Raw genomic sequence first — 25,034 nt, forward strand, 5'->3', positions numbered from 1 at the left:
TTAGCCAGCCTTCTTAGTTAAATCTTCAAATACTCTTATGTAATGATCCGTGATTGAATCCCAGTTATACTTTTCTGTTATCCCTTCTCTAGAAGTAGACTTCATTTTTTGAACCCGTTCAAATTCAGCATCTATTTTATCAACCAATTGTTGAACACTAGTCTCATTCTTTTCAAAGTACTGACCATACTTTTCATTCTGAAGTACTTCTCTATTGAAAGGGGTATTTAATGCTATTATGGCTGAACCAAAGCTTAGGGCCTCTAGCATTGTTGGATTTGTTCCACCAAACTCATGACCATGCATGTAAACATAGGCATTATGAAAAAGCTCAGCAACGGCATCACGATTCCTAACCAAACCAGTAAAAATAAGTCGGTCGTCAATTTGACTAAGGGCTTTCAACTTTGATGAGTATTCATCTTGATAGGGCACGTCTCCTACTATAACAAGCTTTCTTTTTGAATTACTCTTTCGAAATCCCTCAATCATTACTCCCCAGTTATTATCTGGAATAAACCTCCCAACAATTAAATAATAACCACCAGGTTCGAGTCCCCACTCTTCAATTAATTCTGGCGATTTAGAATATTTTATATTTCCTCCGTAGGCTATTACTTCAGAATCACGGTTAAACAACTCAAGGTATATCCTACGCATTTCATCGGCATCGTTAATGATCACATCATACCACTTTGTTGCTTGCCTCGAAGCCCATTTAAAATAGCTTGCACCCAAACCCTTCCACTTTGGTCTCAACCATTCCAAACCATCCACATTTATAGCAGTGGGCTTTCTAAACAGACGGGTGATTAAGCCAAATGGGCCATTGGCAGAGTTCACAACAAAAACCACATCAGTTTTACTCAAACAGGCGTGGGTCATAGAGAAAAAAGAATGAATTAACTGGCTCAGCGACTTAGTTTCTATTGTTGGTACATAAACCAACTTTACTCCGTTCACTTCCTTAGGCCTATCTTTAAAAAGGTTACGATGACAATAAACAGTTACTTCCACATTCTTTTTTACAAGCCTTTCAACAAGCTCTTTAATAAATGTTTCGTACCCACTGTAAACATATGGATAACCTCTTGTTCCTATAATTGATACTCGCATTATTAAATACTATTCATTATAGCGACTAAATTTTCTTGATGTTGTTTGTAAGAAAACACCTCATTTACGCGAACTTGTCCCTTCCTCCCCATCTCCTTTCTTAATTCTTCATGCTCAATTAATGGAAATATAGTCTTTGCGGCTATATGTGCATTGTCCCAAGGTATTAAAAATCCTGTTTCATTTAACTTGACCATTTCGGGCGCTCCCCCATGATTTGTAGCTACCACTGGCTTACCACAAGCCATCGCTTCTAGAACAGTAGTGGGTAAGGGGTCTGGCAAAATAGAGGGTAGAACGAAAATATCTAGTGACTGAAGAATTCTATTGATATCAGTTCTGTAGCCTAAATCTATAACTGCATCCTCAAGGTTATTTTCTTTTATGATTTGTTTTAGCTCATCATATAAGTATTCGTAACCAGGAAAGGCGTCTCCTACCATTACAAACTTAATATTGTGATATTTCTGTTTTAGTAGGCTCGCTATTTCTAAAAAATACGATTGACCTTTCCAAAAATGAACTCTTGCTATCATACCTATAAGCAACTGATCATTAGGAAGTCCTAGCTCATCTCTAAGGCTATCATTTCCTGAATATGGCTCAATACTAAAACCATTGTAAAGCCTGTGAATATTCAGGTTTCTGTTGACCTTAAGCCAATGGGACTTAACCGCTTCAGAAACCACTATAACACAATCAGAATAATGTAGCATTAAATATGCATAAGCTTTTAATAGCCATTTAGGCCCTGGTATTATCTCAAGCACATGCCATACATGTTTGAGCTTTTTACGCTTACTATAAAAAGCTCCAGTAACGACTCCTGTAGTATTTGAATAAATTGTGTCAATATCATGTAATTTCGCAATCCGATCTAGCTCCCTTATAGAAGTACGAAAAGCTCTGGCTCGATTAAAAAGCCCTTTAAGATTAAAGTACTTTCTTCTTACTGTAGCAAGCGGAATTATTTCCACAGGACAATCAAGACTGATAATTTCTTTACATAATGGCCCGTTACTTGATAAAGCTACCACCACATAACAACCGTTCTCTTTTAAAATTTTTATTGTTTCAAGCCCCACTTTACTTGCTCCGTATAAATCGGAAGAGCTATGGAGCATTAAAATCCTTTTGGATTTAACCTCAGTCATCTTAACACTTAGTTTCTTGATTTTATCACTTTAGCAGGTACACCACCCACTATTGAATAAGGTGGTACATCTTTAGTTACTACCGCGCCAGCACTTATTACACTTCCTTTACCTATGGTTACGCCTGCTAAAATCACACTATTAGATGCAATCCAACAATCATCTTCAACCTTGGTTGTTTGTCGTGTAACACCTTGAGCCTTCATAGGCAAATTTCGTTTCTCAAAATTATGATTCTCTGCATAAATACTAACTCTTGGAGACATCATAACATTATCCCCAATTACAATAAGGCCCGAACAGCCAATGTAAGCGAATGGGCCAATATTTGAATTATTTCCGACTATCATACCCTCACCTACTTCCCCTCCATATATATTTGAAGGTCGAATAAGGGCATTTGCTCCAATAGTGACATTATCGCCAAAACACAAACCTCTTAGACTATTACAATTAAGCTCACTATTGTTTTCAATTACAAAATTCTTACCCACTTTTAATTTATAAGAATTCCTGATTTTCACATTCTTTCCAATAAGAACCAAGCCTCCAGTAGATTTAAAAAAAACACCACGAATAAACCCGCGAATTCCCCAACAACACAAAATAAACAGTGTTTGAATTGTGGCGCGATTCTCCCAAGGTTTCTGAAATCTTTTTTGATCCTTAATCATTATATCATCGATTTGCTATATGGTCAAAAAGAGCTTCCATTTGAACCAAGTAATCATTCCTATTAAAGGCATTTAATCTTATCTGGCCTTGTTGAATAAATCTTTCCCTTTCCTCGGGGCTTTTACACATTTGGGTCATGCATTCACACAAATCATCATAATTACTCATCTCAAATACCATAGCAGCTCCATTCGTTACTTCTAAAAGTGCCCCTTGGTTAGATATTATTATTGGGCATTTTAGAGCAAAAGCTTCTAGAATAGGCAGTCCAAAGCCTTCATTACTGGACGGAAAAACATAAGACATCGCTCCGGAAAATAGATGAGCAACAGCAGAATCAGATAAATATCCTGGAAACATTACTCTGTCGTTTAATTGATGTGCAGCCACAAATTCTTTAGCATTTAAAAAATCATCAAATCTCTTATTCGGAGCTGGCTTCCCTACTAAAACGAGTTTATATTCGCTATAACCCGGTATGGACACAAATTTCTGAAAAGCCTTTAATAAAACGAGAAGGTTTTTTCTTTTTTCGAATACTCCAACATGTAAGAAGTATCGCTGATTTTTGAGCCCTAGTTCTGACAAAGTGTTTTCAACACCACCAACCTCCAAACTCCCAGTTAATCGTTGAGGCTGATAAATTACTTCTATTTCTACATTGTTAGGCACAACCTTCAAAAGATTCCTTTTTGCGAAATTGGTAATTGTTACGATTTGTGCATTCGTTTTAATTCCTTGAAGAGTAATCCACCTAAAATATTTTAACCATATTCGACCGTAATGCTCAGGAGTGTCCCAAAAAAATGTGTCATGAAACATAACCAATTTTTTTCCTCTTAACGAAAATATAGGCGCATAATAATCCGGAAAAAAACTTACATCTGCCTTGACTTTATATGCTTTTATGGGAAAATATATTTGCTTCCATAGGAACGTTTCCAATTGGGAGATAAGCCTATATAACTTGCCCTTTTTCTTCCTGTAATTAGACCTCCTTGCTACTTTTTCAATCTTTGGTACAAAAACATAATGATGTCTTTTGCTAGGCGACTCTTTAATAAGATCTATGAAGTCCTCTAAATATTTTCGAATACCAGTATCAGCAACATACAAATGATGCAAATCTACCAATATGGTCAGTTGCTTCATTTTATACATTTTTCAGATTTACTCTTTCTTTTTGTCTAAAAAACTCCCTCATCACAGTGAATTTAAAACGGAAAAATCAATGTAATCACTCATTAAGAAATAAGAACATAAAGGTATTAGAATACTTGTTCGAGAATAATAATGACCCTTGGAAATATATCATCATCTTGATTTATCTTCATGGTTTCTTTCTCTCCTTTAAAAGCTTTCCTTTCAACCATTCTGCGAATTTAACTTCAATGAATTTGTGAGTGAAGAATGAATACACGATAGTGATAACGATGGTTAATATAAAACTAATTACCACTGTTGGCCCACTTACTTCAAGGTTTAAAACTTTCCAAAAAAGAAAATAGGTTACCCAAAGTACTAAGAAGTGGTTCAAGTAGATGGAATAAGATATTTTTCCTAAAAACTGAACTGCTCTGCTGCGTAACAATAGCGACACATAACCATTTGATTTAGAAAAAATAAACACACCAAAGCCAAACCAAATAGGAAATATAAGAATTAATTCAGAAGTGATGTTTAAATCAATTAAGTAGAAAAGCATTACGAGTATTATCAAGTACGGTATTTCCAATAGATCTGGTTTGGTAGCAGTTTTCTTATAAACCTCATAAACTAGTACTCCTATAGAAAAGCCTAATATGCCTCGCAAAAAGCCTAATGAACCTGATACTTGAAGGTGGCCGTAAACCAGAAAAAAGAAGAAAATGGTGGTAACTACTCCTATAATTAATAATAAATACCGCTTTGATAGCCAAAGAACAATCGATCCAAAATATATATAAGCTATCATTTCAGCAGAAATAGACCAGCTTACGGGGTTCATTCCCTCATTGCTACCGAGGATTGGTGTAGAGTTCATGAACGTTAGAGAGTCCAGCGATTCAAATATCAGATTATATACAGTGTATACGCCATCATTGAAATCAAAACTTGTGAACATTCCATAGACTTTTAACGGAACGTAGACTATAACTGAATAGAAAAGCAAAGGATACAAACGAATAAATCTCTTCTTTATAAAGACGATAAAAGAAGCAGTGTTACTTAAACGATTTGAATAACTATAGGCTATTACAAAACCACTTAGCACAAAAAAGAAATCAACAAAAATATAGGAATATCGAAACACAAAATTGCCAGTATAGCTTAAAGGGTCGAATTGGGGACCCTGTGAAAAATGGTAGCAAATTACAAGTATTGCAAAAATACCCCGTAACCCATCTAATTCTTCTAGTCTGTTCTTCATTCCAACGAGGTTTGTGAAGATTTAGCATTTTTCTGAACACTATAACCAACCATCCACCATGATATATAAGCTACAGATAGATAAGTTTCAGCATTAGAGGTCATTAAGGATAAGATAAAGGCAAACTTAAAGGTGGCGGCTATAAAGGGTATTGCCTTATCGTATACACTTGTATTTAACTTATAAGACTTCACTGATGACCGAATTGAGGAATAAATGAGTGCTATATAGAGTATAAGAAAAGGAACTCCCAGTTGTACACCAAAAATGATGAATTGATTTTCTCCGCCAATTTTCAACTCTTCATTTACTCCTCCTGCGTTCCCGCTGGTGCCCAAACCAATACCCAAAGGGTTCGAAATCATGCTATTTATTCCTTCCAACCACTCTACAACATGGCCTAAGCTAGACGCATCTGCTAAACTAAGAGTATCAATTACAAAATAGCGAAGGCCATCTCCCGCAAAAATAAATATTGACCCAAAAAACAGCCCAACTGCTAAAACTCCATAGAGTATGAGTTTGTAATACCCCAAAATAATGGCGGTAAAAAATATAATTAAAAACAGCCCTACGAGTGAGGATCTGGAATAGGCAAAAAGAAGGCATGCTATTGAAATGAGGATTAAAATGCCATACTTATAGCGACCCATTTCAGTTTTACTATTTAGAAAAAGGAAAAATGCTGTTGAAAAGCTAATGAGCATAGCAGCAGCCAAAGCCAAAGGGCTAGCAAAAAACGCTGCGAAACGTTTGGCTCCACTCTCCGCCCCAAAGGTATAAGTCAGACCATGAATCCCTACTGGCTCAATGCCATTGATGTCCTGATATAGGTTTGCATAACCAATAAATGATTGGAAATGAGTATCAATAGACTTTTCGAACAAGTTTAATATGAAAGCCAGAACAGTAACCGTCATAATTATTTTTAGAATACTCATGACCTGATAGGACTCCAACACCATTAGCCTTCCTAAAAAATACATTAAGCCAAGCATTAGAATATTCTTATAATACAGCAGTTTATTCAGGAATGAGACGCCTCCAATAGGTAGGAAGACATATAACAAGGCATACGCAAGTAGTACTATAAATAAGTAGTCAGTGGCTTGTAATCGAATGGGGGTGGTGAAGACATTCTTTCTATATAGCAACCAAGACATCAATGTTATAAACACCATTATCTCTTTTAAATAAGTGATTAAACTCACCAACAAAGGAGACCCTGTTTGTTGGTAGGTTAATGCCTGAAGGGTGACATAAAAAGGGAGAAATACGCAAAGAAAATAAATGAGGAAATGTAGGTTCCCTTTAAAGAGAATTTGTTGAGCGCAATAGATCACACCCCATACTAAAAATAGGCTCAATATTAAGAATAGAACTAGCAAGACATATCATTCAAGATATCCATAAGTATATTAAAGCTAGTTTCAAGTTACAGGAATTCTCACAATTAGGAATCATACGGAATAATTCAAACTTGAAATGTTAGGCCATGATAAAAACCTCGAAATGACGCCCTAAGCTTTTTAAACCTGCCTCGGATTAAAAAATATAGTGAATACCCAGTAAGCTTGTAAAGCTGATAAAGCATTGAGGTAATAAAAAAAAATCCTTTGGCATATCGCCTTACTATAAAAATATGATTTCTAATATTTACATAGTGAGAAAATGGTGACAAATTACCCTCCCCAAAAGTTTCCCGATTATCATTCGACTTACCTACTTCATGATATATCTTAGAGGAAGGCTCATAAACTAATTTATACCCTGCCTTCTTAATTCTAAATGACCAATCAGTATCTTCATAATAAATGAAGAAGCGATCATCTAGCTTTCCTACTTGGCGTATTATTGAAGATTTTGTCAAGAAACAGCAACCTGTCACCCAAGGAATTTCCTTCCGTTCATCATAAGCGCCCTTGTCGGTTTCTCCCATGCCTATTGTTCTGGTCAAATGCCAAATCTTTGAGAATGAGCTCCCTGCATTCCAAATGACTTCTCGCTCTTGGTTGAACATTATCTTTGGCTGAATTGCTCCTATGTTTAAATCTTGTTGTAAAACTGCAACTAGGCTGCTAGCAAAATCAGGCGTAACAATCGTGTCGTTGTTCAGCAGCATTACCAATTCGAAACCCTCATTCAGTGCGAATTCAATACCTGTATTATTCCCCCCAGTAAAACCAAGATTCTTCTCATTCTTTAAAAGAACGATTTCAGGAAATTGCGATTTGAGTTTATCGCCAGAGCCATCATTCGACCCATTGTCAACCACTATCACACGGTAATCAGGATAGTCGATAGCCCTCAAAGAAGCAAGGCAGTTGTGTGTTACATCAAAGCTATTCCAGTTTACAATAACTATGGATAACGAGGGTAGCATATGAAATATTTAGGTGTTTGCTACTATTTCAGGCTTTTTCCAAAAATCATAAATGCCATTCTCAAGTTCATATTCGGACCATCTAAACCTTTCTCTTAAAGGTTGATTTTTAGCCCAATCCCACATTATGGTTAGACCCTCTTCCAGTGAAGTGTTATCCTTATAATCAAGTAATTCCACTGATCTTTGCCAGGTTGGATGTGCATTTTTAACTTCATGGCGTGCCTCTTTGTAAATGGTTTCACCCTTACCTATCACACGCTTTAGTATTTCATTGGCCTCATTGATACTATGGTAAACAGAGCTACCAAGATTAATTATTTTCTTGGAAGCACGCTCATCAGTAGCTGCTTTCCACAAAGGCTCGAGACAATCGTCTACAAAACTAAAGGCTCTTTTTTGTTCCCCATCACCAAAAATACTCATTGGCTCATCATTGAGATATTGCGTCATCCAAATACCAAGCACATTTCTATAGGTGTCCCAAATATTTTGTTTAATTCCATAAACATTATGCGGACGAATGATACACCAATCCAAACCGTGTTGTTCTCCAGCTACCTGAATGTCCATTTCGCAGGCATATTTTGCAATTCCATAAGGATCAATTGGTGCTGGAATGTCTTGTTCATCAAAAGGGGGGGTTCCGTTACCGTAAACAGCCATTGAACTGGTAAAAACTAACCTTCGAACTCCATGTCTAATACACTCATTGATAATATTAGAGGTTGATAAAAGATTATTCTGATAATTGAAATTTCTTATAAAAGGAGAAAGTCCTTCGGCTGCATATGCCGCAAAGTGGTAAACAATTTCAGGCTTATATTTAGCAAAAATCTCTTTTAACTCTGCCGATTTACAGTCAACCTGATGAAATTCGACATTAGGATTAACGTTTTCAATATATCCGCCACTCAAATCATCTATTCCAATGATATTGTATTCTGAATGGTTGACCGCTATCCAGTCTGCCATTCTACTTCCAATTAGCCCAGCTACGCCAGTAATAACAATATTTCGCATTTTTTGCTTCAAAACAGTTTTAAATATGGGAGTTCAAAGATAGAAGAAATAGAAATGGATAAAAGGTTATTCGATTGACTCTTTATCATCTCTCAAAGCTAATCTGTAAAAGTAGCTCATGGTTACCCAAAAGACCATAAAAACACCCCCAATTACCAGCCCAATAACTAAAGCCTTATACCACTTCATTTTTTGGTTTTTCAACGGCAAAACAGGTTCATCAATCACTTGAATCAATGGTTGATTATTACGATAGCTAATTTTTGCAAGCTCCAGATTCTTAACCAGTTCTTCATATACGGCCCCAGACGCCCTAACATCAATTTGAAGTTTTTGATATGGCAAGAGCTCTTTCGCTCTCAACGGATTCAGGTTTGGATGTCTCTCTTCAAATTCGGCCAAATCGGCTAGTGTTTTATCCAATACCCTTTTCACACTATCGGTTTGATAAGCAAGTATTCCTAGATTATCTCCGCTCTTTTTGGTTTTTGTATCCAAATAAAACTCATTGACATGCTTAACAAGAGTTTCATTAAAAGCCTTGCTAAATTCCTGACTTTTGGATGAATACACCACACTAAGGATAGTAAGTTTTCTACTCGGCTTAGTAACGGAAAGATTATACTTCAGAATATCTTCCACTACCTCTTTGAGAACACTGTCATGCCTGATCTCTATCTGATTATCCGGAACTTCAAAATTAATTCCAGCCTTACTCATTTTTTTGGACAACTTAGCATCTTCAATATAATGAGTTATTAGTCGTTGCTTTTTTGATGAAACTTCAACTTCAGTAAGCAAAGTCTTTCTCATCATTCTATACGACCTATACAGTTCAATGATATTGTCAATTTGGAATAGACTACTCCCTTCAGACATAGAACCAAGGTTAATTCCTGTTAGGTTAGCCAAAGAGGATAGCTGCCCTCCTATACCACCTCCTTCAGACTCTAGTACAAATGTTGTCTCTGCCCTGTAACTGTTCCTTTTTGCAAACTGATAAAGGAAAAATACCGCACCAATAAAAAGAGTACCGAGGAGAATTTTCTTCCAAGCCGATAACATAAAAGCTATCCAGTTTTTTATACGCTGAACTAAAACAGCTAAAGTGATATTCTCTTCGGAGGAGTTATTAGCCTTATCCATCATATCTAAAAATTAATCTGACTAATAAGAAGTGCTAAAGTGGCCAATCCGCTAGTTATTCCTACTACTTCTGAAATTGCAACGGGAAGTTTAGGCGGTTTGGTAGGTACAATAATCTCAGCCCCAGGAGATACTTGAGGATAGGTTTTGAAAAACAAGAATTTTTTGGTTTTGGCCACACTTCCGTTGGCATAAATAACATAAGTGTTTTTACGCTGCGCTCTATTACCAAAACCGCCAGCCATATTGATAAAGTGTTTAAGGCTTCTATTAGGTTCATAAACGACCGTGGTTGGGTAAAGTACCCGCCCTCTTAATCTCACAGTTTCTTGTTGCTTAGGCAGAACTAACACATCACCTTCTTCAAGAATAAGATCATATTTAGAGTTAGGCTCCTCCAAAATCTTCTTTAGGTTGATACCAATTGCATCAGAGTTACCAAGCTGCACATCGCCAAAAAGCGCATTTCGCTGTACGATTTCTCGGAGCCTTTCCTTTTTAGCATAGAAAGGGTCTCCTTCAATATCCAAACTCTGTTTATCAAGCTCATTTAATTGTTGATTGAGTCTAGCGACCTGTGCCAACTCAGATTCGGATAACGAAGGATCTGCTTCGGCATATCGATTAAGTAATGCTTCTAAAGCTTGAACCTTTTGTTCAATGTTACTGATCTCTGAATGAAATTCAGTCTTTCTGAGTAATGTAGCCCCTTCTATATAAGCATACTGGTTAACACCACCAGCACGCTCAAGCAAGCTTGAAATTCGCTCAGTTTGATTCTTTATGGCATAATTACCTGGGTAGGCAACTTCGCCCTCAATAGCTACAAATTTTTGAACAAAGAAATCAGGGTTTTTTCTGACAATAACATGGTCAAATGGCTGAAGTTCAAAAGTATTGTCTTCTGCATTAAGAGACAGATCTCTATCAACATCTACCACAAACACCTCCGAAACGTTACCTGCCTTAGCATCACCAAACCTTCGAGTAATTTCAATTTTCGATGCCGATGCTGAAGACTTAAAGCCTCCGGCCATTACTAAAACATCCTCTATCGTCATACGGTCAGAAAATCTGAATATACCACCAGAATTCACCTCACCAGAGACTTCTACATAGCTCTCTTCCTTCAAATCATAAATTGAGAATATTTGAACCACATCTTCACGTTGTAATTGAATATCGGAAGAAACACCCTCCATCAAATCCTTCAAATTGATAGAAATATTCTCGGTTGATAAATCTGGATTTGTTCTGATGATTAAGGCTCTGCTCAAGTTAGCGTCACCTTTCAATCCATCAGCCTTCTCAATAAGCTGCTTCACAGTCAATTCTTCAGAAATAGAATATTGCCCAGGACGAAAAACTGCTCCTTTTATTTGAACTCGGTTAGTAAAACGATCCAATACTCGTTTTACCTGATAAACATCTCCTGGTTTTGGCGTGAAAATGTCAAATTGATTTTTGAAGACATCGGCCACCACTTTCTCTTTACCAACATTTCTAACCACATTTATTTGGTCAGAAAAAGCATTCTCTGTAAAGCCACCTGCATACCTAATTAAGTCAGAAAGAGATTCGTTTTCTTTCAGTTCGAAAATGGCTGGTCTTTTTACCGCCCCGTTGATCTCAACTCTGTTGGTATAAGGTTCCACCATAATAACATCATCATTCTGAAGCCTTACGTTACGCTTATTATCCCCTGACATCAAAAAATCATAGACATCAAGCTGAGTAATCAGTTTACCTGATCTAATCACTTTTATATTTCTTAACGTTCCATTCTCCGTTACTCCCCCTACTGTATACAAAGCATTAAACACGGTACTAAATGCGCTTAAAGTATATGTGCCAGGAATAGCGACTTCACCCACCACCGTAATATTGATTGATCGGATTTTTCCCAAATTAACCGAAACAAAAGTAGACGGGGAGTCGCCTCCCATTTCAGTATATACTTTTGAAAGCTTGTTTTTTATCTTATTCTGAGCAGCATTAATATCGAGTCCAGACAAGAAAATTGGGCCAAAATTCTCTAGAAGAATATTTCCATCAGCATTAATTTCTGCCTGATAATACTGTTCAGAAGTTCCATATATATCAATGAACAGTTCATCTCCTGCACCCAGGATATAACTTTGAGGGGTGGGTATATTTAAACTAGGCTCGAAGCCCCTTTTTGCAGAACCATTTTGAAAAATGGATAGTCCAAAAATTACAGTAGAAGATGAAGTTTGGTTGTTCATAAAAACTGTATCCGCATAATTTCTAACGGGTCGCTTAATTGGAGTTGACTGAGCAATAGAGGCTCGAGAGCTTTCTATTTTACTGACCCTTTGACCTAGTTTGGAAATCTCAGTCAATGATAGACCTTGTTGTTGCGCTAAACTAAATATATCCTGCTGTGAATAGCCCATTGAAGACGCTCTTTGCATTAAGCTCTGAATCTGATCATCAGAGAGTTCATCCACCTTAATGGTACTAAAATCCGGTATAGTTTGTGAAAGAGCAGGCTGACTAACGAGCAAGGATAGTAAGCCAATTATGTAAAAGTACGATCTAATTTTTTGCACCATTCTTTGGTTATTCTGTCTAAATCAATTGCAAGATAAAAGAAAAGCTAAACATAGAAATGTTTAGCTTTCACAAGATTGTTTTCAGTGGTAAAATACTAGCCCGCTGACTTCGAAATAGAAATCACTTTTGCCTCTTTTCTATAAGTTCGGTTTCTTTCCTTAAGTTCTTCTTTTCGTTTTTCAATCATTGACTTAAAAATAAGCTCAGTAATTGTACCTAGGGTTAGGGCTGTAATTATCAATGCTGGTAGCACTACCATATCTGGAAAGCTCTTTAGTACTAATGCTAAGAGAACAAAAATCACATTCACTGTTGCCAAAATACCCGTTGCCTGAGCATGATTACATCCCAAGCGTAGAAGTATATGGTGCAAATGGGTTCGATCTGGATGCATTGGAGACTTACCTCTTAGCATTCGTTTAATAAACACTCTTAGTGTATCATATAGAGGAACTATAAGTACGGCAATGGCAGGACCAATAAAGGCATCAAAGCGAAACGGATGAGCCGCTTGAAGATTATAATTTAAGTCAATAAACTTTATGGTAACGATGGACAGGAAAAATCCAATCATTAAAGACCCCGTATCTCCCATAAAAACTTTAGAAGGTGCCCAGTTGAATTGAAGAAAAGCCAGTAAACCACCTAATATAGCAAATGATATAAAAGCATAAGCGCTAGCGCCAACAAGGTAAAACCAAACCCCAAAGAAAAGACTACAAATTATACCAACTGAGCCCGCTAAACCATCAATTCCATCTATAAGATTATAGGCATTCGTAATCACAATAATTGTAAAAGCCGAAAGCGCATAACTTACAACCAACGGGATTTCATAGACACCAAAAAGGCCATAAAGCGACATTAGTCTAATATCGCAAACAGCCACAATGATCAACATTGCCGCAATTTGGCCAAAGAGTTTCTGAAATGCCCTTAGATTTATCAAATCATCCCTGAAACCGATAATGAACATTATCGTAAGCGCACTAATCACATACTTTATTTCACGCAATTGTTCGAAGGGCATCCATATCAACAACGAAATGGCAAACCCAATAAAAATCGGAAGTCCTCCCATTGACGGGGTTTGAACAGTATGAATCTTCCTACCTCCTGGAGTATCCAAGAAATTACGCTTTTTAAATACCTTGATGAACACGGGGAAGATCAAAAAAGTAATTAAAAATGCAGTACCACCAAGTAAAAAAAATTGTTCCATACTACTCAATTGAGAATATCAAAGGTAGAAAGTAAACACAGCATTAAAAAGTGAGAACATTAATTATTTGTTAAGTGCAATTAACAATCAAAAATTTGGCTTATCGGGAAGTGAATCAAACATTTTATAAGGTAGTTCAGATTTAGAAAACATCACAACCCAAGCCGTAAGAAATATAATTTTAATATCTGTCCACATAGACGCGTTCTTTTGATACCACATCTCTAACTCTCCTTTATAAGGTGCTATTACTTTTTCATAATAAGCATGAGGTTCTAAATCACTGTTTGAAATAAGGGATTCTTCATCTCTAAAAACTATAGAGCCAATACCAGTTAAACCCGGCTTGACTTTATAAATGACTTTTCTGACTTCTTCAGAATAGGCGTTAAAAGTTTTATCTACTAAGGGTCTAGGCCCAACCAAGCTGATATCTCCTAACAAAATGTTAAATATTTGAGGCAGTTCGTTAATCTTAGTTTTTCGAAGAAAACCACCCATAGGAGTAACTCTAGGGTCATTTCTAAGTGTAATAGAACCCGAGCCCAAATTGGGACTATCCTTAAGCATGGTGGCAAATTTAAGTATATAGAAATACTTATTATTCAAACCTATTCTCTTCTGCTTATAGAATATATACCCTTCCCCTGTAAACTTTAGGCCTATCATAACAGGAATTAATAGGGGAAGCAAAATCACAATTGCTATAAACGACACTACGATGTCTAATAGTCTTTTTAATACTTTATACATATCACATGCTTTGATCTAAGTTTTTACCTTTCTCAATATGATCAAAATTCGGAAGGTAGTTCTTTAGAATTTTCACTACATCTGCTTTAGTTATTGCGCTTGAACTAAATGTTGTTTCCAGTTCAGAGAATATGTTCATTAGTTCTTGAGTAGACTTTCTTTCAGTATTCTTAATCACGCCAAGGCCAGAAAAACTTTGCATGTCCAATTCTTCATCTTCTGTATAAAACTCCTCAAAAGATTTCTCACCAGAAGTGTTTGATTCAAAAAAATACACTGGATATGAACTTGAATCACTCTTTAACTGCTCTGCTTTTTCTCTTGCTTCAGTCTCCGTTTTACACACATCAGGTTCAAAACCCATTTCTTTCAATAAACTTACAGCTATATCAGAAAAGGTTTTCATATTCTTATTGTAATCTAACTTTGGAAAAAATATTTCTCCTGATTGACCCAAAAGACAAGCTAAGAGACATATTTGACCAGATTCTTCAGGCGAAACAAAATATCTTTTAATATTTAATGGGCTTGAGAAGGGCTGCTGCTTTGCTAATCTTTCCATAAAGCCAAAAGGTAGGCTTCCGTTGGAAAATGCCACATTAGCAAACCTTGCTGTAGTTATTTGCAACCTGTCTGAATAGGCAATAATTAAGTCCTCCATAAGCTTTTTACTTGCTCCCATAACATTCACTGGGTTCGCTGCTTTGTCCGTAGAAACGCAGAAAAAATGTGCTGGAGGGTTTTCTACCAAAATGTCTAATAGAGCTTTTGCTTTTAAAACATTGTTTTGGACCATTGCCTCAATTGAGTAATGATCCTTTTCGCTTCTCACATGTTTATGGGCTGCAAAATTGGCAACAATATCAAAAGGCCCTGAAGCAAGAAACATTTTTTTAAAAACAGGGTCTGAAAAACTTATAGGATAAGTTTTGAGATCATCTGGAACATTTAAACCAACCGAGCTTCTAATATCTCTAACGAGTTCTGTTAATCCATTCTCATTTATATCTATAACATACAGCTTGCTAATATTGAAATGCAAGAGAGCCTTAATAAATGATGAACCTATAGTTCCAGCACCGCCAATTACTAATGCAGTTTTTCCTTCTGTTTTACTTTTTAAATCCTGATGAAAAGTAACCAAGTCGTTTAAAAAAAGACTATTCTCTCTCTCCGTCACATGTTCGGATATAAATCTATCGAGCTTAAACAGTTTATTCATGTTAATTATTTTTAACCATTAATCGTACCCCTTCCTCAAATGAATAAGGAGGTTCAAAGTTTAATATATTTCTAGTGGCACTATCATCGACTATGAGAGAGCCAAACAGCCTCTTATATATTTCAGGTGCAATTTTTTTAATCGTAAACCTCATCACCCTTGGTATTGAAATCAACTTGACGTTAATATTTTTTGCTTTTGAGATTTCTGATATCAATCTTGAAGTAGACACTGGCTCAGTATCTTGGATTAAAAAAGTACCTGATTTACGGGTTTCAATTACCCTATCCAAGAGCGCAACAAAATTGTCAACCCCAACCATACTCCTTAAATTATTTATATTACCAAAGGGGATGTACTTTCTCCTCTCAACCAATGCTATAAGCTTCTTCATGTTGCCTTTCACACCCTGACCATAAATTAATGGTGGACGAACAATAGAAACTTTAAAGTCCTCAGATTCTAACCCCTTAAGGGCCTCTTCAGCAAGAAGCTTACTTTTGCCGTAAGCATCATTTGGTCTACACTCAGTATCTGGAGTGAGTAATTCATACTCGTCTCCATATACTTTAATTGTACTTACAAAAAGAAAATGGCCCACATTTGCCGCTTTAGCAGCAGTTGCCAATTCCTTAGTTAACTCATAGTTCACATCATAATAGAGGGAGTCATCTGTCTTCTCCATTCGATGAGCAATTCCAGCTAAATGAAGGATTACATCTACGCTCGACAAGTCCAAGTCTTTAACCTTAATGTTTTGGAGTGAAACGGTTTTTATGATATATCTATCTTTATTCTTGACACAAAAAAGTTGTCCCACAAAACCAGATGCACCCGTAACAAGAACCTCCTTCATTTGTTACTGATTACCTTTATTGACATTACTAATTATATCATCAGCCATCCTTTCCGTTATATTTTTTCGGCTGAATGTGGAAATGAACTCAGACCTTCTTTGATTTCTAAACTCAAAGGATTTAAAGCTTGAAACAAATGAATCCACATCTCCAGGAGCGAATAGTATATAATTTTGTAGATTCTCCTGAATAAAACGACTTGCAAAACCAGCAACTCCTGCAATTATAGGCTTATCATAAGCCCCGTATTCAAATATCTTTGATGGAAGTACTTTTTCAAAAGCTCTAAAATCATTTAAATGTAGAAAAAGAAAATCCGACTTCAGATAATAATCCTTCAAGGCAGCCCTATTTACAGGTTCAATCAGTTCAATATTAGCGCCTCCTGTTTTTTTAATCTGATCTATTAACTTGCCCTTAGCACCTCCATCACCAATAATCACAAATTTATAATCATCCCCTAGCACCTTAGCCGCTTGGGGTATAATTTTATGTAAGCCCTGCCCTTCACCAATATTACCAGCATAAGTTATGATATATTGATCCCTAACTCTCTCTTTAGATTCGGGGAGATTTAAGAATTCATCGTCTATTCCGTTCGTAAAGAATGAGTACGATGGTTTTTTGAATTTCTTAAAATACTCTTCAAAACCACCTGATACGAGGTTAATGTGGTTGGCGTTTCTAAAGGTATATTTTTCAATTTTTCTTAGAACGGGTAAACTGAGCGCTTTCAATACTTTACTCTCGAGCACCTCATTCATTGTATCGGTAAAGATATCTCTTATATCAAGATAAAGGTTGACTTTGTATTTATTCGCTAGATATCTCCCTAAAAAAGCGGTGAAAAGACGAGAAGAAGAAGCAAAAACCAAATCATAGTGATTCCTCTTTGTCAACTTCAGTGCATTAAAGAAAAATGTTTTGAACGAATTAATTTGATCCAAAAACCCACTTTGATGATCAGGAATAGGGATTCTCTGAATAAATAGCTTGTCAATTCGCTCAACCTCATGGGCGTCTTCTTTGAAAGACTTGTAACGATTCGGCATGGTGGTTATCACATGGACCTCATCACCTTCCTTAAGTTTTCTATTTAACTCGTAAGCTAAGGGTGTATTTCTAAATGAACCAGCACAAAGATCTGGTTCAAAATAAAAAGTCAAATAAAGTATCTTCATAACTCATTTAAACACTCTATTATCCGCTCTGCAGTTTTCCCATCCCATAATTGTGGAATTCCTCCTTTTTTCCATTGTCCGGAGAACAATTTAGCCATAGCTGGACCAATAGCTTTAGGGTCTGTTCCTAACAACTCATTAGTTCCGAGTTCGCAAGTCTCTGGCCTTTCTGTATTATCTCTCAGCGTCATACATGGAATTCCCATCACCGTAGTTTCTTCTGTTATTCCTCCTGAATCTGTAATTACTGCCCTTGATCTTTCAACTAAAAAGTTGAACTCCAAATAAGGAAGTGGCTCGATCAAGTGTAAATTATCATGTGTGATCCCTAGGTTTTCGAATACTTTAGCGGTTCTTGGATGAATTGGAAAAAGCAAAGGCATTCCCTGAGAATGATCTACAATCTCTTGTATTAGACCTTTTAATTTATGTTCCTCGTCTACATTTGCTGGTCTATGCAACGTCATAACAATGTAGCCGGACTCATTAAGTTTTAACTCATCCCAAACCTCAGGTTTCATAAAACGCGACCGATTCTTAAGCAAAGTATCGATCATTGTATTACCCACGAAAAAGATTCTCTCATCTTCTACGCTAGCCCTTTTTAAATTAATGTTCGCGCGTTCAGAGGTAGTAAAAAAGTAGTCTGTTATACTATCGGTAACCATTCTATTGATCTCTTCGGGCATCGAAAGATCAAACGAGCGAATACCGGCTTCCACGTGAGCTACCTTAATGTTTAATTTTTTTGCTGCAATCGAACAGGCCATTGTAGAGGTTACATCGCCAACTACCAAGGTTAAATCACAAGGCTTTTCTAATAGAAGAGCCTCATACCTGACCATTATCTTAGCGGTTTGCTCTGCTTGGGTTCCAGAACCTGACTCTAAATTCACATCTGGATGAGGAATATTGAGTTGCTCAAAAAAATCACCTGACATCTTCTTATCATAATGCTGTCCGGTGTGGACCAGTCTATATTTCAGCTTTGAACCATTATCTTCAGCTTTTTGAATAGCGTGAATTATTGGTGCAATCTTCATGAAATTAGGGCGAGCCCCAGCAATAATATCAATCAGCATATTGAATTTCTATTTGGTTTGTTTCACTTGGTTTCAGTACTATTTTTTTTGCTCCGATTAAACGGTTGAAACCATCAGCATATTCGTAACTCTCAAGCGCAAAGGAACGAAAGCCCTCTAACTTAATCCTTATTTTATCTACAAAAATATCATTTCCTGAAATTTTCAACTCAACATCCGGGTGGAAATGAAGAGAAGAGACTGTACCCTCGATCAATGAACTGCTTCCCTTTAAGATATCTTCAATGTAAATGGAGGTTTGACTAACGCTGAATTTTCGTTTAACGCTTAGCCCTTTGTGCACAAATCCATTATGCTCCGCCATAATTTCAGAGATCGAATCATTCAGTAAACGAACCTTAGCACGTTTTGCAACTCTAAACCCTCCCCATACTTCAGAGGAATTAGTATTATCTAAAGAAATACAATTATGAGAAATAGTTGACCTTTCTAATTGTCTTCTATGGTTCTTTTCATAAGTAGAAATACCAACATCAACAATAAATGGTTTCCCATTAAGATTTAGAACGAAGTTTAACTCATCCGAATGCGCATGACCTGGCTGATAAGAGGGGGTAATCCCTCCTATATCTACAACGAGTTCCATTCTCTCATTAGAAAATTTCCTATACCCAGACTCTGAAAGAGATATCTCTTTTTCCCAGTCAACGCTCAATAGTTTTGCATAATCGGACAACTCTTGGGTTGTAGGAGCAATTCCCTTTGTGGCGTCTTTTAAGTATGGAATTTCTCCATTTCTAAAAGTCATCATCTCCAACCATGACAGCATAGATTGAGCAATACCCTTGAGCTCTTCTATCAGTTCTTTAGATTGCCAAGTATTGTTTTGAACCAGATTGATAGTGTCGAGTAATCTAAAAAGCAGAATCTGGTGATACATTGGGGACCTCTCATAGTGCGCCCCATCCGAAAGTATTTGCTCACTCAGTTGTGCCATTAAAAGCTTTTTGGCTTTCCTATAAAAGCTATCGTTTTCAAAATAATAGGCTCCAAAAAACAATGAAAATGCATTTTCCAGCAAATGATTTGCCAAAATATGGTATTCCAAATTTGACTCAAGAATTTTGAATTGCTTATAGAGACATTGATCTATCACATCCTCTTTAATGCTATTCATTGATAGAAACTTTACCCAGCTAATTCCCCTTAAAGAGATAGGATAAGGCTCTAACCCGCCTTTTAAGCTGTTATAGCTTTCACAGTAATCTTTTATGAGTTTTTTGCCAGAATCAGGATCAATTTTCGAATCGAAAAGAAAATCGAAATAGTTTAAATTGTAGTTCCACAGTTTACCTTTCCCTTCATAATTCCAGTCCACCTTTCTGATGAATTCGTGAGGTAGGTTTAGGAAATAAAATCTCAAATCTTTCTCCGTCAACCATTCAATGCTGGTCGCCTCAGGGCTAAATGGAAAGGCTGCAAGCACAATCCGATCCTGAATTGGTTTATAACCCCGAAGGTTACCAAAAGAAATAGGGTCAAAGACCCTATTTCTAACTTTATAATATATTTGATAAAAAACCTGTATCCATTTTAAGTGGACAACAGTATTAAACATCAATTTCAGTCTAGTCCACATCTACCCAAGCGCCCATTTTTAAACTTTCTACTGCCAAAATACTGGCCTTGCTTACATTAATAACTTCATTAATTGGGATAATAGGATTACCTCCGATTTTTGCAAATTCGCTTAAACGTCTAAATTGTTCTACGTGACCTTTATCTTGTTTGGTTTTTAATTTACCAAAGCCTTTAGCTCCAAAACCTTGAGTTATCCTAAAGTTGTCGCAAACAAACGTTCTTTCTTGAGAGTAAACCTCTATGCGCTCCTTTGAGTAAGATTTAGAACCATTCGCAAAATAATTAATGATTCCATTTGAGCCGTTTTCAAACCTTAAAAGAATAGAAGCATTATCAGTATTTTCCTCTGGATTCTTACCCATGGCATTCATACAAACAGAGGTAACAGGGCTTCCAGTTAAATACACCAAAAGGTCAATGTAGTGACATGCTTCACCAATGATTCTACCCCCACCAACTTCCATGTCGTGGATCCAAACATCTTTAGGAATAAAACCAGCATTCATGGTAGCGCATATGTTAATAGGGCCACTGGCTTCTCCTAGTGCTTTCTTTATTTTCTCCATATGGGGAGAAAATCTTCTATTAAATCCTACCACTACTGACTTCTCTGACTTTTCGGCCTGAGCAATAATATCATCGACTTCAGTAAGCTTTAAAGCCAATGGCTTTTCAACGAAGACATGCTTTCCAGCCTCTAAACAAGCTAATGCCATTGAAGCATGAAGGTTATGTCGTGTTGTAATCAAAACTAACTTAACCTCATCGTCCGCTAATATTTCTTTATAATCACTAGTGGCAAAATTAACCCCAAACTTGTTCGCTAATGTCTTGGCACTTAAGCCACCTGAACTAGCTATGTATTTAACAGGGGTATCATTTTTCTTTAAGGCTGGCAAAATCATTGCATTTGTGAAATTACCTGCCCCAACGATTCCTAACGCACCGCCTTTTCCTTTTCCAGCCCCTACTTCTACTTTCCTTGTGGGGGTCTCTTCTTCATTACTATAAACGAGAATTGAGGCCACCGATTTAGACGCGCCTATATTTCCGTAAATTTTATCAAAGTCAGCAAGCGGTATTTCTTCTGTAATCAAAGGCTTAACGTCCAGCTTTCCATTAGCAATTGCGCCCAAAACCGTTTGAAAATTTCTCTTTTCCGTCCAGCGAACAAATGGGAGTGGATAATCTTGTCCTTTTTGTTCATAGTCGTCATCATAACGCCCCGGTCCATATGAGCAAGACACTTGAAACGTAAGCTCCTTTTCGTAAAAATCGGCTCTTGAAATATCCAAGCCAATTACACCAACGAGTACGATACGGCCGCGCTTTCGGCTCATTTTTGCCGAATTAGAAATAATATCGTTCGATTTATTTGAGGCGGTAATAATTACTCCATCGGCACCTACTCCGTTAGTATGCTCTTCAACTATTTTCACTTGATCAGCTCCAGTGCTGAGGTTAATGGCTTTTATACCCTTAGCAGTAGCTATATCAACTTTACTCTGATCGTAGTCAAAACCTATAACATCGCAGCCATTAGCGATCAATAATTCAGCTGTAATTAAACCAATAAGTCCTAAACCTATGACCACAACTGTTTCTCCCATTGTAGGGTTCAAGAGACGAATACCTTGAAGTCCAATAGCGCCTATGATCGTAAATGAAGCCTCACTATAAGATACATTATCAGGAATTCTAGCAACAAGGTTTTCAGGAACACAAACAAATTCAGCATGATTACCATTTGAAGCTACCCTGTCGCCAACCTTAAATTCTTTAACCCCTTTACCTACAGCTACAACCTCACCAACATTGCAATAACCCATAGGTAAGGGTTGGTTAAGTTTACTAAATACCGCCTCCAAGGTGGGCATTAAGCCATCAGTCTTGATTTTATCGAGCACCATTTTAACCTTGTCTGGTTGTTGGCGAGCCTTTGAGATTAAGTTAGACTTTCCAAACTCAACCAGCATTCTTTCCGTACCCAGCGAAACTAAACTGCGTTGTGTCTTAATAAGAACTGCACCCGACTTGACCAATGGGGCAGGAACCTCTTCAAGAATTGTATTACCTGTTTTTAAATCTTGTATAATTTGCTTCATTAGTCTTAATGATTGTAAAGTAAATATTTATCAGCTTGATTAGGATAATTAATCAAAACTGCACGATACTTCCCCTTAAAGACAAAAAGGCTGCCTGCAGCTGCCCCTACTGGCCCAAAGCGTTCAATTAAATCCTTGATGTCACTTAAGCTACCCGCCCCACCTAAGAAAGTAATAGGAACATCTAACATGTCTCTCATTTTACTATTGAGTTTGTTATCATACCCTTCCATAGTACCTTCTTGGTCTATAGAATTCACCAATAACTCACCAATCCCTATTGATTGTAGCTCTAAAGCAAAATCAAATGGATCCCTTTTTTCCTCTTTCGTTCCGTTCAGTGTAAAAAGTCGGTATTTTTTTAACAAGCCTGATTTTTTAATATCAAGAACAGCTACAATACTCTGCTGACCCACAGCTTCAGACATCTCTCTTACGAGGTTGGACTCATTGATTATTGCGCTACTAACGGCTACCTTTTCTACTCCAAGATTAACTAATTTTTGGGCTTGTTCAGGTGTTTTAATCCCACCACCATAGCATAAAGGCATCCGTGACTCGATTGCCAAACGTTCTATTAGCCCAAAGTCAGGTTCTTGATTTTTAGATGATTTATCTATGTCTATTACAATTAATTCGTCAACTTCTTTTTCGTTAAAAATCCTTACTGCATTTAAAGGGTCTCCTACATATTTAGGTGTTTTGAATTTCACTGTCTTTACGAGGCCGTTGTTTCGTATCAGTAAAACAGGGGTAATTCTAGATCTTAGCATGCGATAGTCGAAAAATTCTTAAATACTTCAATCCCATTTTGATGGCTCTTTTCAGGGTGAAATTGAATACCAATTATATTCTCTCTTTTGACAATACAATTTATATTGCTCCCATAATCAACTTTTGCTATAACGTCTTCAGTATCATAGGCATCCACATAATATGAGTGTAAAAAATAGAACCCTTTATTCAAGTCAACATTTTGCAATAGATTCGTCTGAGTATTCACTACAATACTATTCCACCCCATATGAGGTAATTTTGGCTTACGAATCAGTGTAGATTCATCTATTCGCTTGACAGTTCCTTTTATCCAGCCAAGACCGCTTTCTTTTCCTTCTTCACTAGATTCAGCCATAATCTGCATTCCAACACAAATACCAACAATTGGGATTTTTTCATTCAATACGAGCGAATCTAACTTAACCCTCAAGCCAGAACTATTAAGCAAATTCATTGTTTGATCAAATGCTCCTACTCCTGGTAGTACCAAATGAGTAGCTTTTTCAAGCTCAATAGGGTCGCTGGTAATAAAGTAATCCGTATTTAGCCTTTTATAGATATTTGCTATGGCCTTAACATTACCCGAACCATAATCAATAATACCGATCATCTTTTTCCACCCTTTGCAAGACCTAAACCTCTCATAAACTTGGCCCCAACATCATAAATTGATTCTTGGTTTTTATAGTCTTTATACGTCCTATTCTCAGAATTAAAGCAGGCTTTCAACTCTTCAACTGTCATATCGAGTTTATTCGCTACATATTCAAAATCATGATGAATATTCTCTTCATCGTAAGCCTTTTTCTTAAGATTCTCTATAGCCTCTTCTCTTGTCATTTGGCCTGTCAAAATTAAACTTGAGTACTGAACCTTCCTTACATCGAAGCCGAACTTCTCAGGAAGCCAGTAACTTTCATAGAAGCGAGTAAAGCGTGACTCAAAGTGCTTTTGTGGATATTCTTGCCATCCAAACTTGGATTTTAATAACTCTACAGCCTCTGATTTAATATATGGCATATAATTTAAAGGCGTTACCACTTTTATATTCTTGAAATATGGTAAATAAACTTTATGCCATAGAATACTTGTCAACTGGAAGTTTCGCAAAGGTTTTTCTCCAAACTGATCATGTATATCCCGAATCTGTCTGGAGTCTGATTGAAAGTACATCCACTCTTTAGGGTTTCGAATACATTCAGTTGAATAGTTAGCGCCAGTCAAAATATGCTTGATTTTATACTTATTTGCAAACTTATACATCGTTGCAAAAAAAGAATGATCTTGAGGTGTATCAATATGCGGTACTCCAGATCTAAAGAAGGCACGTTGCAAATCCTTCATTTCCTCCCAGTCAATCACTTCAGTGAAGAGATCCAAGCCTAGCTTGTCAACCATTACCTCGATATTATTTACTGCTTGTTGAGAGTTCCAGCCGGCATCTACATGAAACACCAAAGGACGTAAACCCAACTTTTCTACTGCCAAATAAAGAAGGTAAGAGCTATCAATACCCCCACTCATTCCTATGATACAATCAAAATCTTTGCCTTTGCCGTCCTTTTTTATGGCATCTACCGTTTTCTGTAAATCATCCAACCCCCTTTGATCGGTATGCCAATTGGGTTTTATATCCCTATAGAATGTGTTACAGTGATCGCAAACCCCATTTTCATCAAATTGAATTTGAGAATCTGTAGTATCCATTACACATCTAGTACAAACTTGATATTCTCTTTCTTTCATAAA

21 protein-coding genes are annotated in these 25,034 nt (G+C 36.7%); all 21 read right to left on the reverse strand.

What is annotated here, in order from left to right; genetic code table 11:
• The 21 genes from OB69_RS02975 to OB69_RS03075 all read right to left on the reverse strand — a co-directional run bounded on the left by OB69_RS02975 (nucleotide 1) and on the right by OB69_RS03075 (nucleotide 25,031).
• Complete coding sequence (locus tag OB69_RS02975) at nucleotides 1-1,116, reverse strand: DUF1972 domain-containing protein (RefSeq protein WP_053222206.1); 1,116 nt, start codon at nucleotides 1,114-1,116, stop codon at nucleotides 1-3.
• 2 nt (nucleotides 1,117-1,118) lie between these two features.
• On the reverse strand, nucleotides 1,119-2,270 hold the full coding sequence (locus tag OB69_RS02980) for a glycosyltransferase family 4 protein (RefSeq protein ID WP_053222207.1): 1,152 nt from the start codon (nucleotides 2,268-2,270) through the stop codon (nucleotides 1,119-1,121).
• An 8-nt stretch (nucleotides 2,271-2,278) separates the two neighbouring features.
• Nucleotides 2,279-2,944: an acyltransferase gene (locus tag OB69_RS18940; protein ID WP_053222208.1), complete on the reverse strand. Its 666-nt coding sequence runs from the start codon at nucleotides 2,942-2,944 to the stop codon at nucleotides 2,279-2,281.
• Between the two features lie 4 nt (nucleotides 2,945-2,948).
• Complete coding sequence (locus OB69_RS02990) at nucleotides 2,949-4,097, reverse strand: glycosyltransferase family 4 protein (RefSeq protein ID WP_185096849.1); 1,149 nt, start codon at nucleotides 4,095-4,097, stop codon at nucleotides 2,949-2,951.
• 178 nt (nucleotides 4,098-4,275) lie between these two features.
• Nucleotides 4,276-5,355, reverse strand: a complete 1,080-nt coding sequence (locus tag OB69_RS02995) for an acyltransferase family protein (protein ID WP_053222210.1) — start codon at nucleotides 5,353-5,355, stop codon at nucleotides 4,276-4,278.
• Nucleotides 5,352-6,536: an O-antigen ligase family protein gene (locus OB69_RS03000; protein WP_221404846.1), complete on the reverse strand. Its 1,185-nt coding sequence runs from the start codon at nucleotides 6,534-6,536 to the stop codon at nucleotides 5,352-5,354. The genes OB69_RS02995 and OB69_RS03000 overlap by 4 nt, the downstream gene beginning before the upstream one ends.
• A 293-nt stretch (nucleotides 6,537-6,829) precedes the next feature.
• Nucleotides 6,830-7,738, reverse strand: a complete 909-nt coding sequence (locus OB69_RS03005; protein ID WP_071426689.1) for a glycosyltransferase family 2 protein — start codon at nucleotides 7,736-7,738, stop codon at nucleotides 6,830-6,832.
• A gap of 9 nt (nucleotides 7,739-7,747) precedes the next feature.
• The gene (locus OB69_RS03010; protein ID WP_053222213.1) at nucleotides 7,748-8,761 is read right to left on the reverse strand and encodes an NAD-dependent epimerase/dehydratase family protein; all 1,014 of its coding nucleotides are present in this window, start codon (nucleotides 8,759-8,761) and stop codon (nucleotides 7,748-7,750) included.
• Nucleotides 8,762-8,827: 66 nt separating this feature from the next.
• Nucleotides 8,828-9,910 carry a GumC domain-containing protein gene (locus OB69_RS03015; RefSeq protein ID WP_053222214.1) on the reverse strand — a complete coding sequence of 361 codons (1,083 nt, stop codon included), beginning with the start codon at nucleotides 9,908-9,910 and terminating at the stop codon, nucleotides 8,828-8,830.
• Nucleotides 9,911-9,912: 2 nt separating this feature from the next.
• Nucleotides 9,913-12,483, reverse strand: coding sequence for an SLBB domain-containing protein (locus tag OB69_RS03020; RefSeq protein ID WP_053222215.1), 2,571 nt, complete (start codon nucleotides 12,481-12,483; stop codon nucleotides 9,913-9,915).
• 95 nt (nucleotides 12,484-12,578) lie between these two features.
• The gene (locus tag OB69_RS03025; RefSeq protein WP_053222216.1) at nucleotides 12,579-13,706 is read right to left on the reverse strand and encodes a glycosyltransferase family 4 protein; all 1,128 of its coding nucleotides are present in this window, start codon (nucleotides 13,704-13,706) and stop codon (nucleotides 12,579-12,581) included.
• 87 nt (nucleotides 13,707-13,793) lie between these two features.
• Entirely contained in the window at nucleotides 13,794-14,459 is a 666-nt protein-coding gene (locus OB69_RS03030; protein WP_053222217.1) for a sugar transferase, read from the reverse strand.
• A gap of 1 nt (nucleotide 14,460) precedes the next feature.
• Nucleotides 14,461-15,681 carry a polysaccharide biosynthesis protein gene (locus OB69_RS03035; protein WP_053222218.1) on the reverse strand — a complete coding sequence of 407 codons (1,221 nt, stop codon included), beginning with the start codon at nucleotides 15,679-15,681 and terminating at the stop codon, nucleotides 14,461-14,463.
• Between the two features lies 1 nt (nucleotide 15,682).
• Complete coding sequence (locus OB69_RS03040) at nucleotides 15,683-16,537, reverse strand: NAD-dependent epimerase/dehydratase family protein (protein ID WP_053222219.1); 855 nt, start codon at nucleotides 16,535-16,537, stop codon at nucleotides 15,683-15,685.
• 3 nt (nucleotides 16,538-16,540) lie between these two features.
• Nucleotides 16,541-17,719, reverse strand: a complete 1,179-nt coding sequence (locus tag OB69_RS03045) for a glycosyltransferase family 4 protein (RefSeq protein WP_053222220.1) — start codon at nucleotides 17,717-17,719, stop codon at nucleotides 16,541-16,543.
• On the reverse strand, nucleotides 17,716-18,801 hold the full coding sequence (gene wecB, locus OB69_RS03050) for a non-hydrolyzing UDP-N-acetylglucosamine 2-epimerase (RefSeq protein WP_053222221.1): 1,086 nt from the start codon (nucleotides 18,799-18,801) through the stop codon (nucleotides 17,716-17,718). Before wecB ends, OB69_RS03045 begins: the two co-directional genes overlap by 4 nt.
• Complete coding sequence (locus tag OB69_RS03055) at nucleotides 18,791-20,248, reverse strand: alginate lyase family protein (protein ID WP_185096850.1); 1,458 nt, start codon at nucleotides 20,246-20,248, stop codon at nucleotides 18,791-18,793. The genes wecB and OB69_RS03055 overlap by 11 nt, the downstream gene beginning before the upstream one ends.
• Nucleotides 20,249-20,390: 142 nt before the next feature.
• Nucleotides 20,391-22,508: a bi-domain-containing oxidoreductase gene (locus tag OB69_RS03060; RefSeq protein ID WP_053222223.1), complete on the reverse strand. Its 2,118-nt coding sequence runs from the start codon at nucleotides 22,506-22,508 to the stop codon at nucleotides 20,391-20,393.
• Between the two features lie 5 nt (nucleotides 22,509-22,513).
• A complete protein-coding gene (locus OB69_RS03065) occupies nucleotides 22,514-23,281 on the reverse strand; it encodes an AglZ/HisF2 family acetamidino modification protein (protein ID WP_053222224.1) in 768 nt (255 codons plus the stop codon).
• A complete protein-coding gene (gene hisH, locus OB69_RS03070) occupies nucleotides 23,275-23,895 on the reverse strand; it encodes an imidazole glycerol phosphate synthase subunit HisH (RefSeq protein WP_053222225.1) in 621 nt (206 codons plus the stop codon). The genes OB69_RS03065 and hisH overlap by 7 nt, the downstream gene beginning before the upstream one ends.
• Nucleotides 23,892-25,031 carry an N-acetyl sugar amidotransferase gene (locus OB69_RS03075; protein WP_082338052.1) on the reverse strand — a complete coding sequence of 380 codons (1,140 nt, stop codon included), beginning with the start codon at nucleotides 25,029-25,031 and terminating at the stop codon, nucleotides 23,892-23,894. Before OB69_RS03075 ends, hisH begins: the two co-directional genes overlap by 4 nt.
• Nucleotides 25,032-25,034 lie beyond the last annotated feature (3 nt).

It is taken from the genome of Roseivirga seohaensis subsp. aquiponti, from assembly GCF_001267955.1.
Classification (GTDB): domain Bacteria; phylum Bacteroidota; class Bacteroidia; order Cytophagales; family Cyclobacteriaceae; genus Roseivirga; species Roseivirga seohaensis.

Excerpts from the sequence above, each read along its gene's own strand:
- hisH (WP_053222225.1), bottom strand. The coding sequence starts at position 23,895 with ATGATCGGTATTATTGATTATGGTTCGGGTAATGTTAAGGCCATAGCA.
- OB69_RS03025 (WP_053222216.1), bottom strand. The coding sequence starts at position 13,706 with ATGGAACAATTTTTTTTACTTGGTGGTACTGCATTTTTAATTACTTTT.
- OB69_RS03005 (WP_071426689.1), bottom strand. The coding sequence starts at position 7,738 with ATGCTACCCTCGTTATCCATAGTTATTGTAAACTGGAATAGCTTTGAT.
- OB69_RS03060 (WP_053222223.1), bottom strand. The coding sequence starts at position 22,508 with ATGAAGCAAATTATACAAGATTTAAAAACAGGTAATACAATTCTTGAA.
- OB69_RS03065 (WP_053222224.1), bottom strand. The coding sequence starts at position 23,281 with ATGCTAAGATCTAGAATTACCCCTGTTTTACTGATACGAAACAACGGC.
- OB69_RS03045 (WP_053222220.1), bottom strand. The coding sequence starts at position 17,719 with ATGAAGATACTTTATTTGACTTTTTATTTTGAACCAGATCTTTGTGCT.
- wecB (WP_053222221.1), bottom strand. The coding sequence starts at position 18,801 with ATGCTGATTGATATTATTGCTGGGGCTCGCCCTAATTTCATGAAGATT.
- OB69_RS02995 (WP_053222210.1), bottom strand. The coding sequence starts at position 5,355 with ATGAAGAACAGACTAGAAGAATTAGATGGGTTACGGGGTATTTTTGCA.
- OB69_RS18940 (WP_053222208.1), bottom strand. The coding sequence starts at position 2,944 with ATGATTAAGGATCAAAAAAGATTTCAGAAACCTTGGGAGAATCGCGCC.
- OB69_RS02980 (WP_053222207.1), bottom strand. The coding sequence starts at position 2,270 with ATGACTGAGGTTAAATCCAAAAGGATTTTAATGCTCCATAGCTCTTCC.
- OB69_RS03040 (WP_053222219.1), bottom strand. The coding sequence starts at position 16,537 with ATGAAGGAGGTTCTTGTTACGGGTGCATCTGGTTTTGTGGGACAACTT.
- OB69_RS02990 (WP_185096849.1), bottom strand. The coding sequence starts at position 4,097 with ATGAAGCAACTGACCATATTGGTAGATTTGCATCATTTGTATGTTGCT.
- OB69_RS03030 (WP_053222217.1), bottom strand. The coding sequence starts at position 14,459 with ATGTATAAAGTATTAAAAAGACTATTAGACATCGTAGTGTCGTTTATA.
- OB69_RS02975 (WP_053222206.1), bottom strand. The coding sequence starts at position 1,116 with ATGCGAGTATCAATTATAGGAACAAGAGGTTATCCATATGTTTACAGT.
- OB69_RS03035 (WP_053222218.1), bottom strand. The coding sequence starts at position 15,681 with ATGAATAAACTGTTTAAGCTCGATAGATTTATATCCGAACATGTGACG.
- OB69_RS03000 (WP_221404846.1), bottom strand. The coding sequence starts at position 6,536 with ATGGTGTTTATAACATTGATGTCTTGGTTGCTATATAGAAAGAATGTC.
- OB69_RS03020 (WP_053222215.1), bottom strand. The coding sequence starts at position 12,483 with ATGGTGCAAAAAATTAGATCGTACTTTTACATAATTGGCTTACTATCC.
- OB69_RS03015 (WP_053222214.1), bottom strand. The coding sequence starts at position 9,910 with ATGATGGATAAGGCTAATAACTCCTCCGAAGAGAATATCACTTTAGCT.
- OB69_RS03010 (WP_053222213.1), bottom strand. The coding sequence starts at position 8,761 with ATGCGAAATATTGTTATTACTGGCGTAGCTGGGCTAATTGGAAGTAGA.
- OB69_RS03075 (WP_082338052.1), bottom strand. The coding sequence starts at position 25,031 with ATGAAAGAAAGAGAATATCAAGTTTGTACTAGATGTGTAATGGATACT.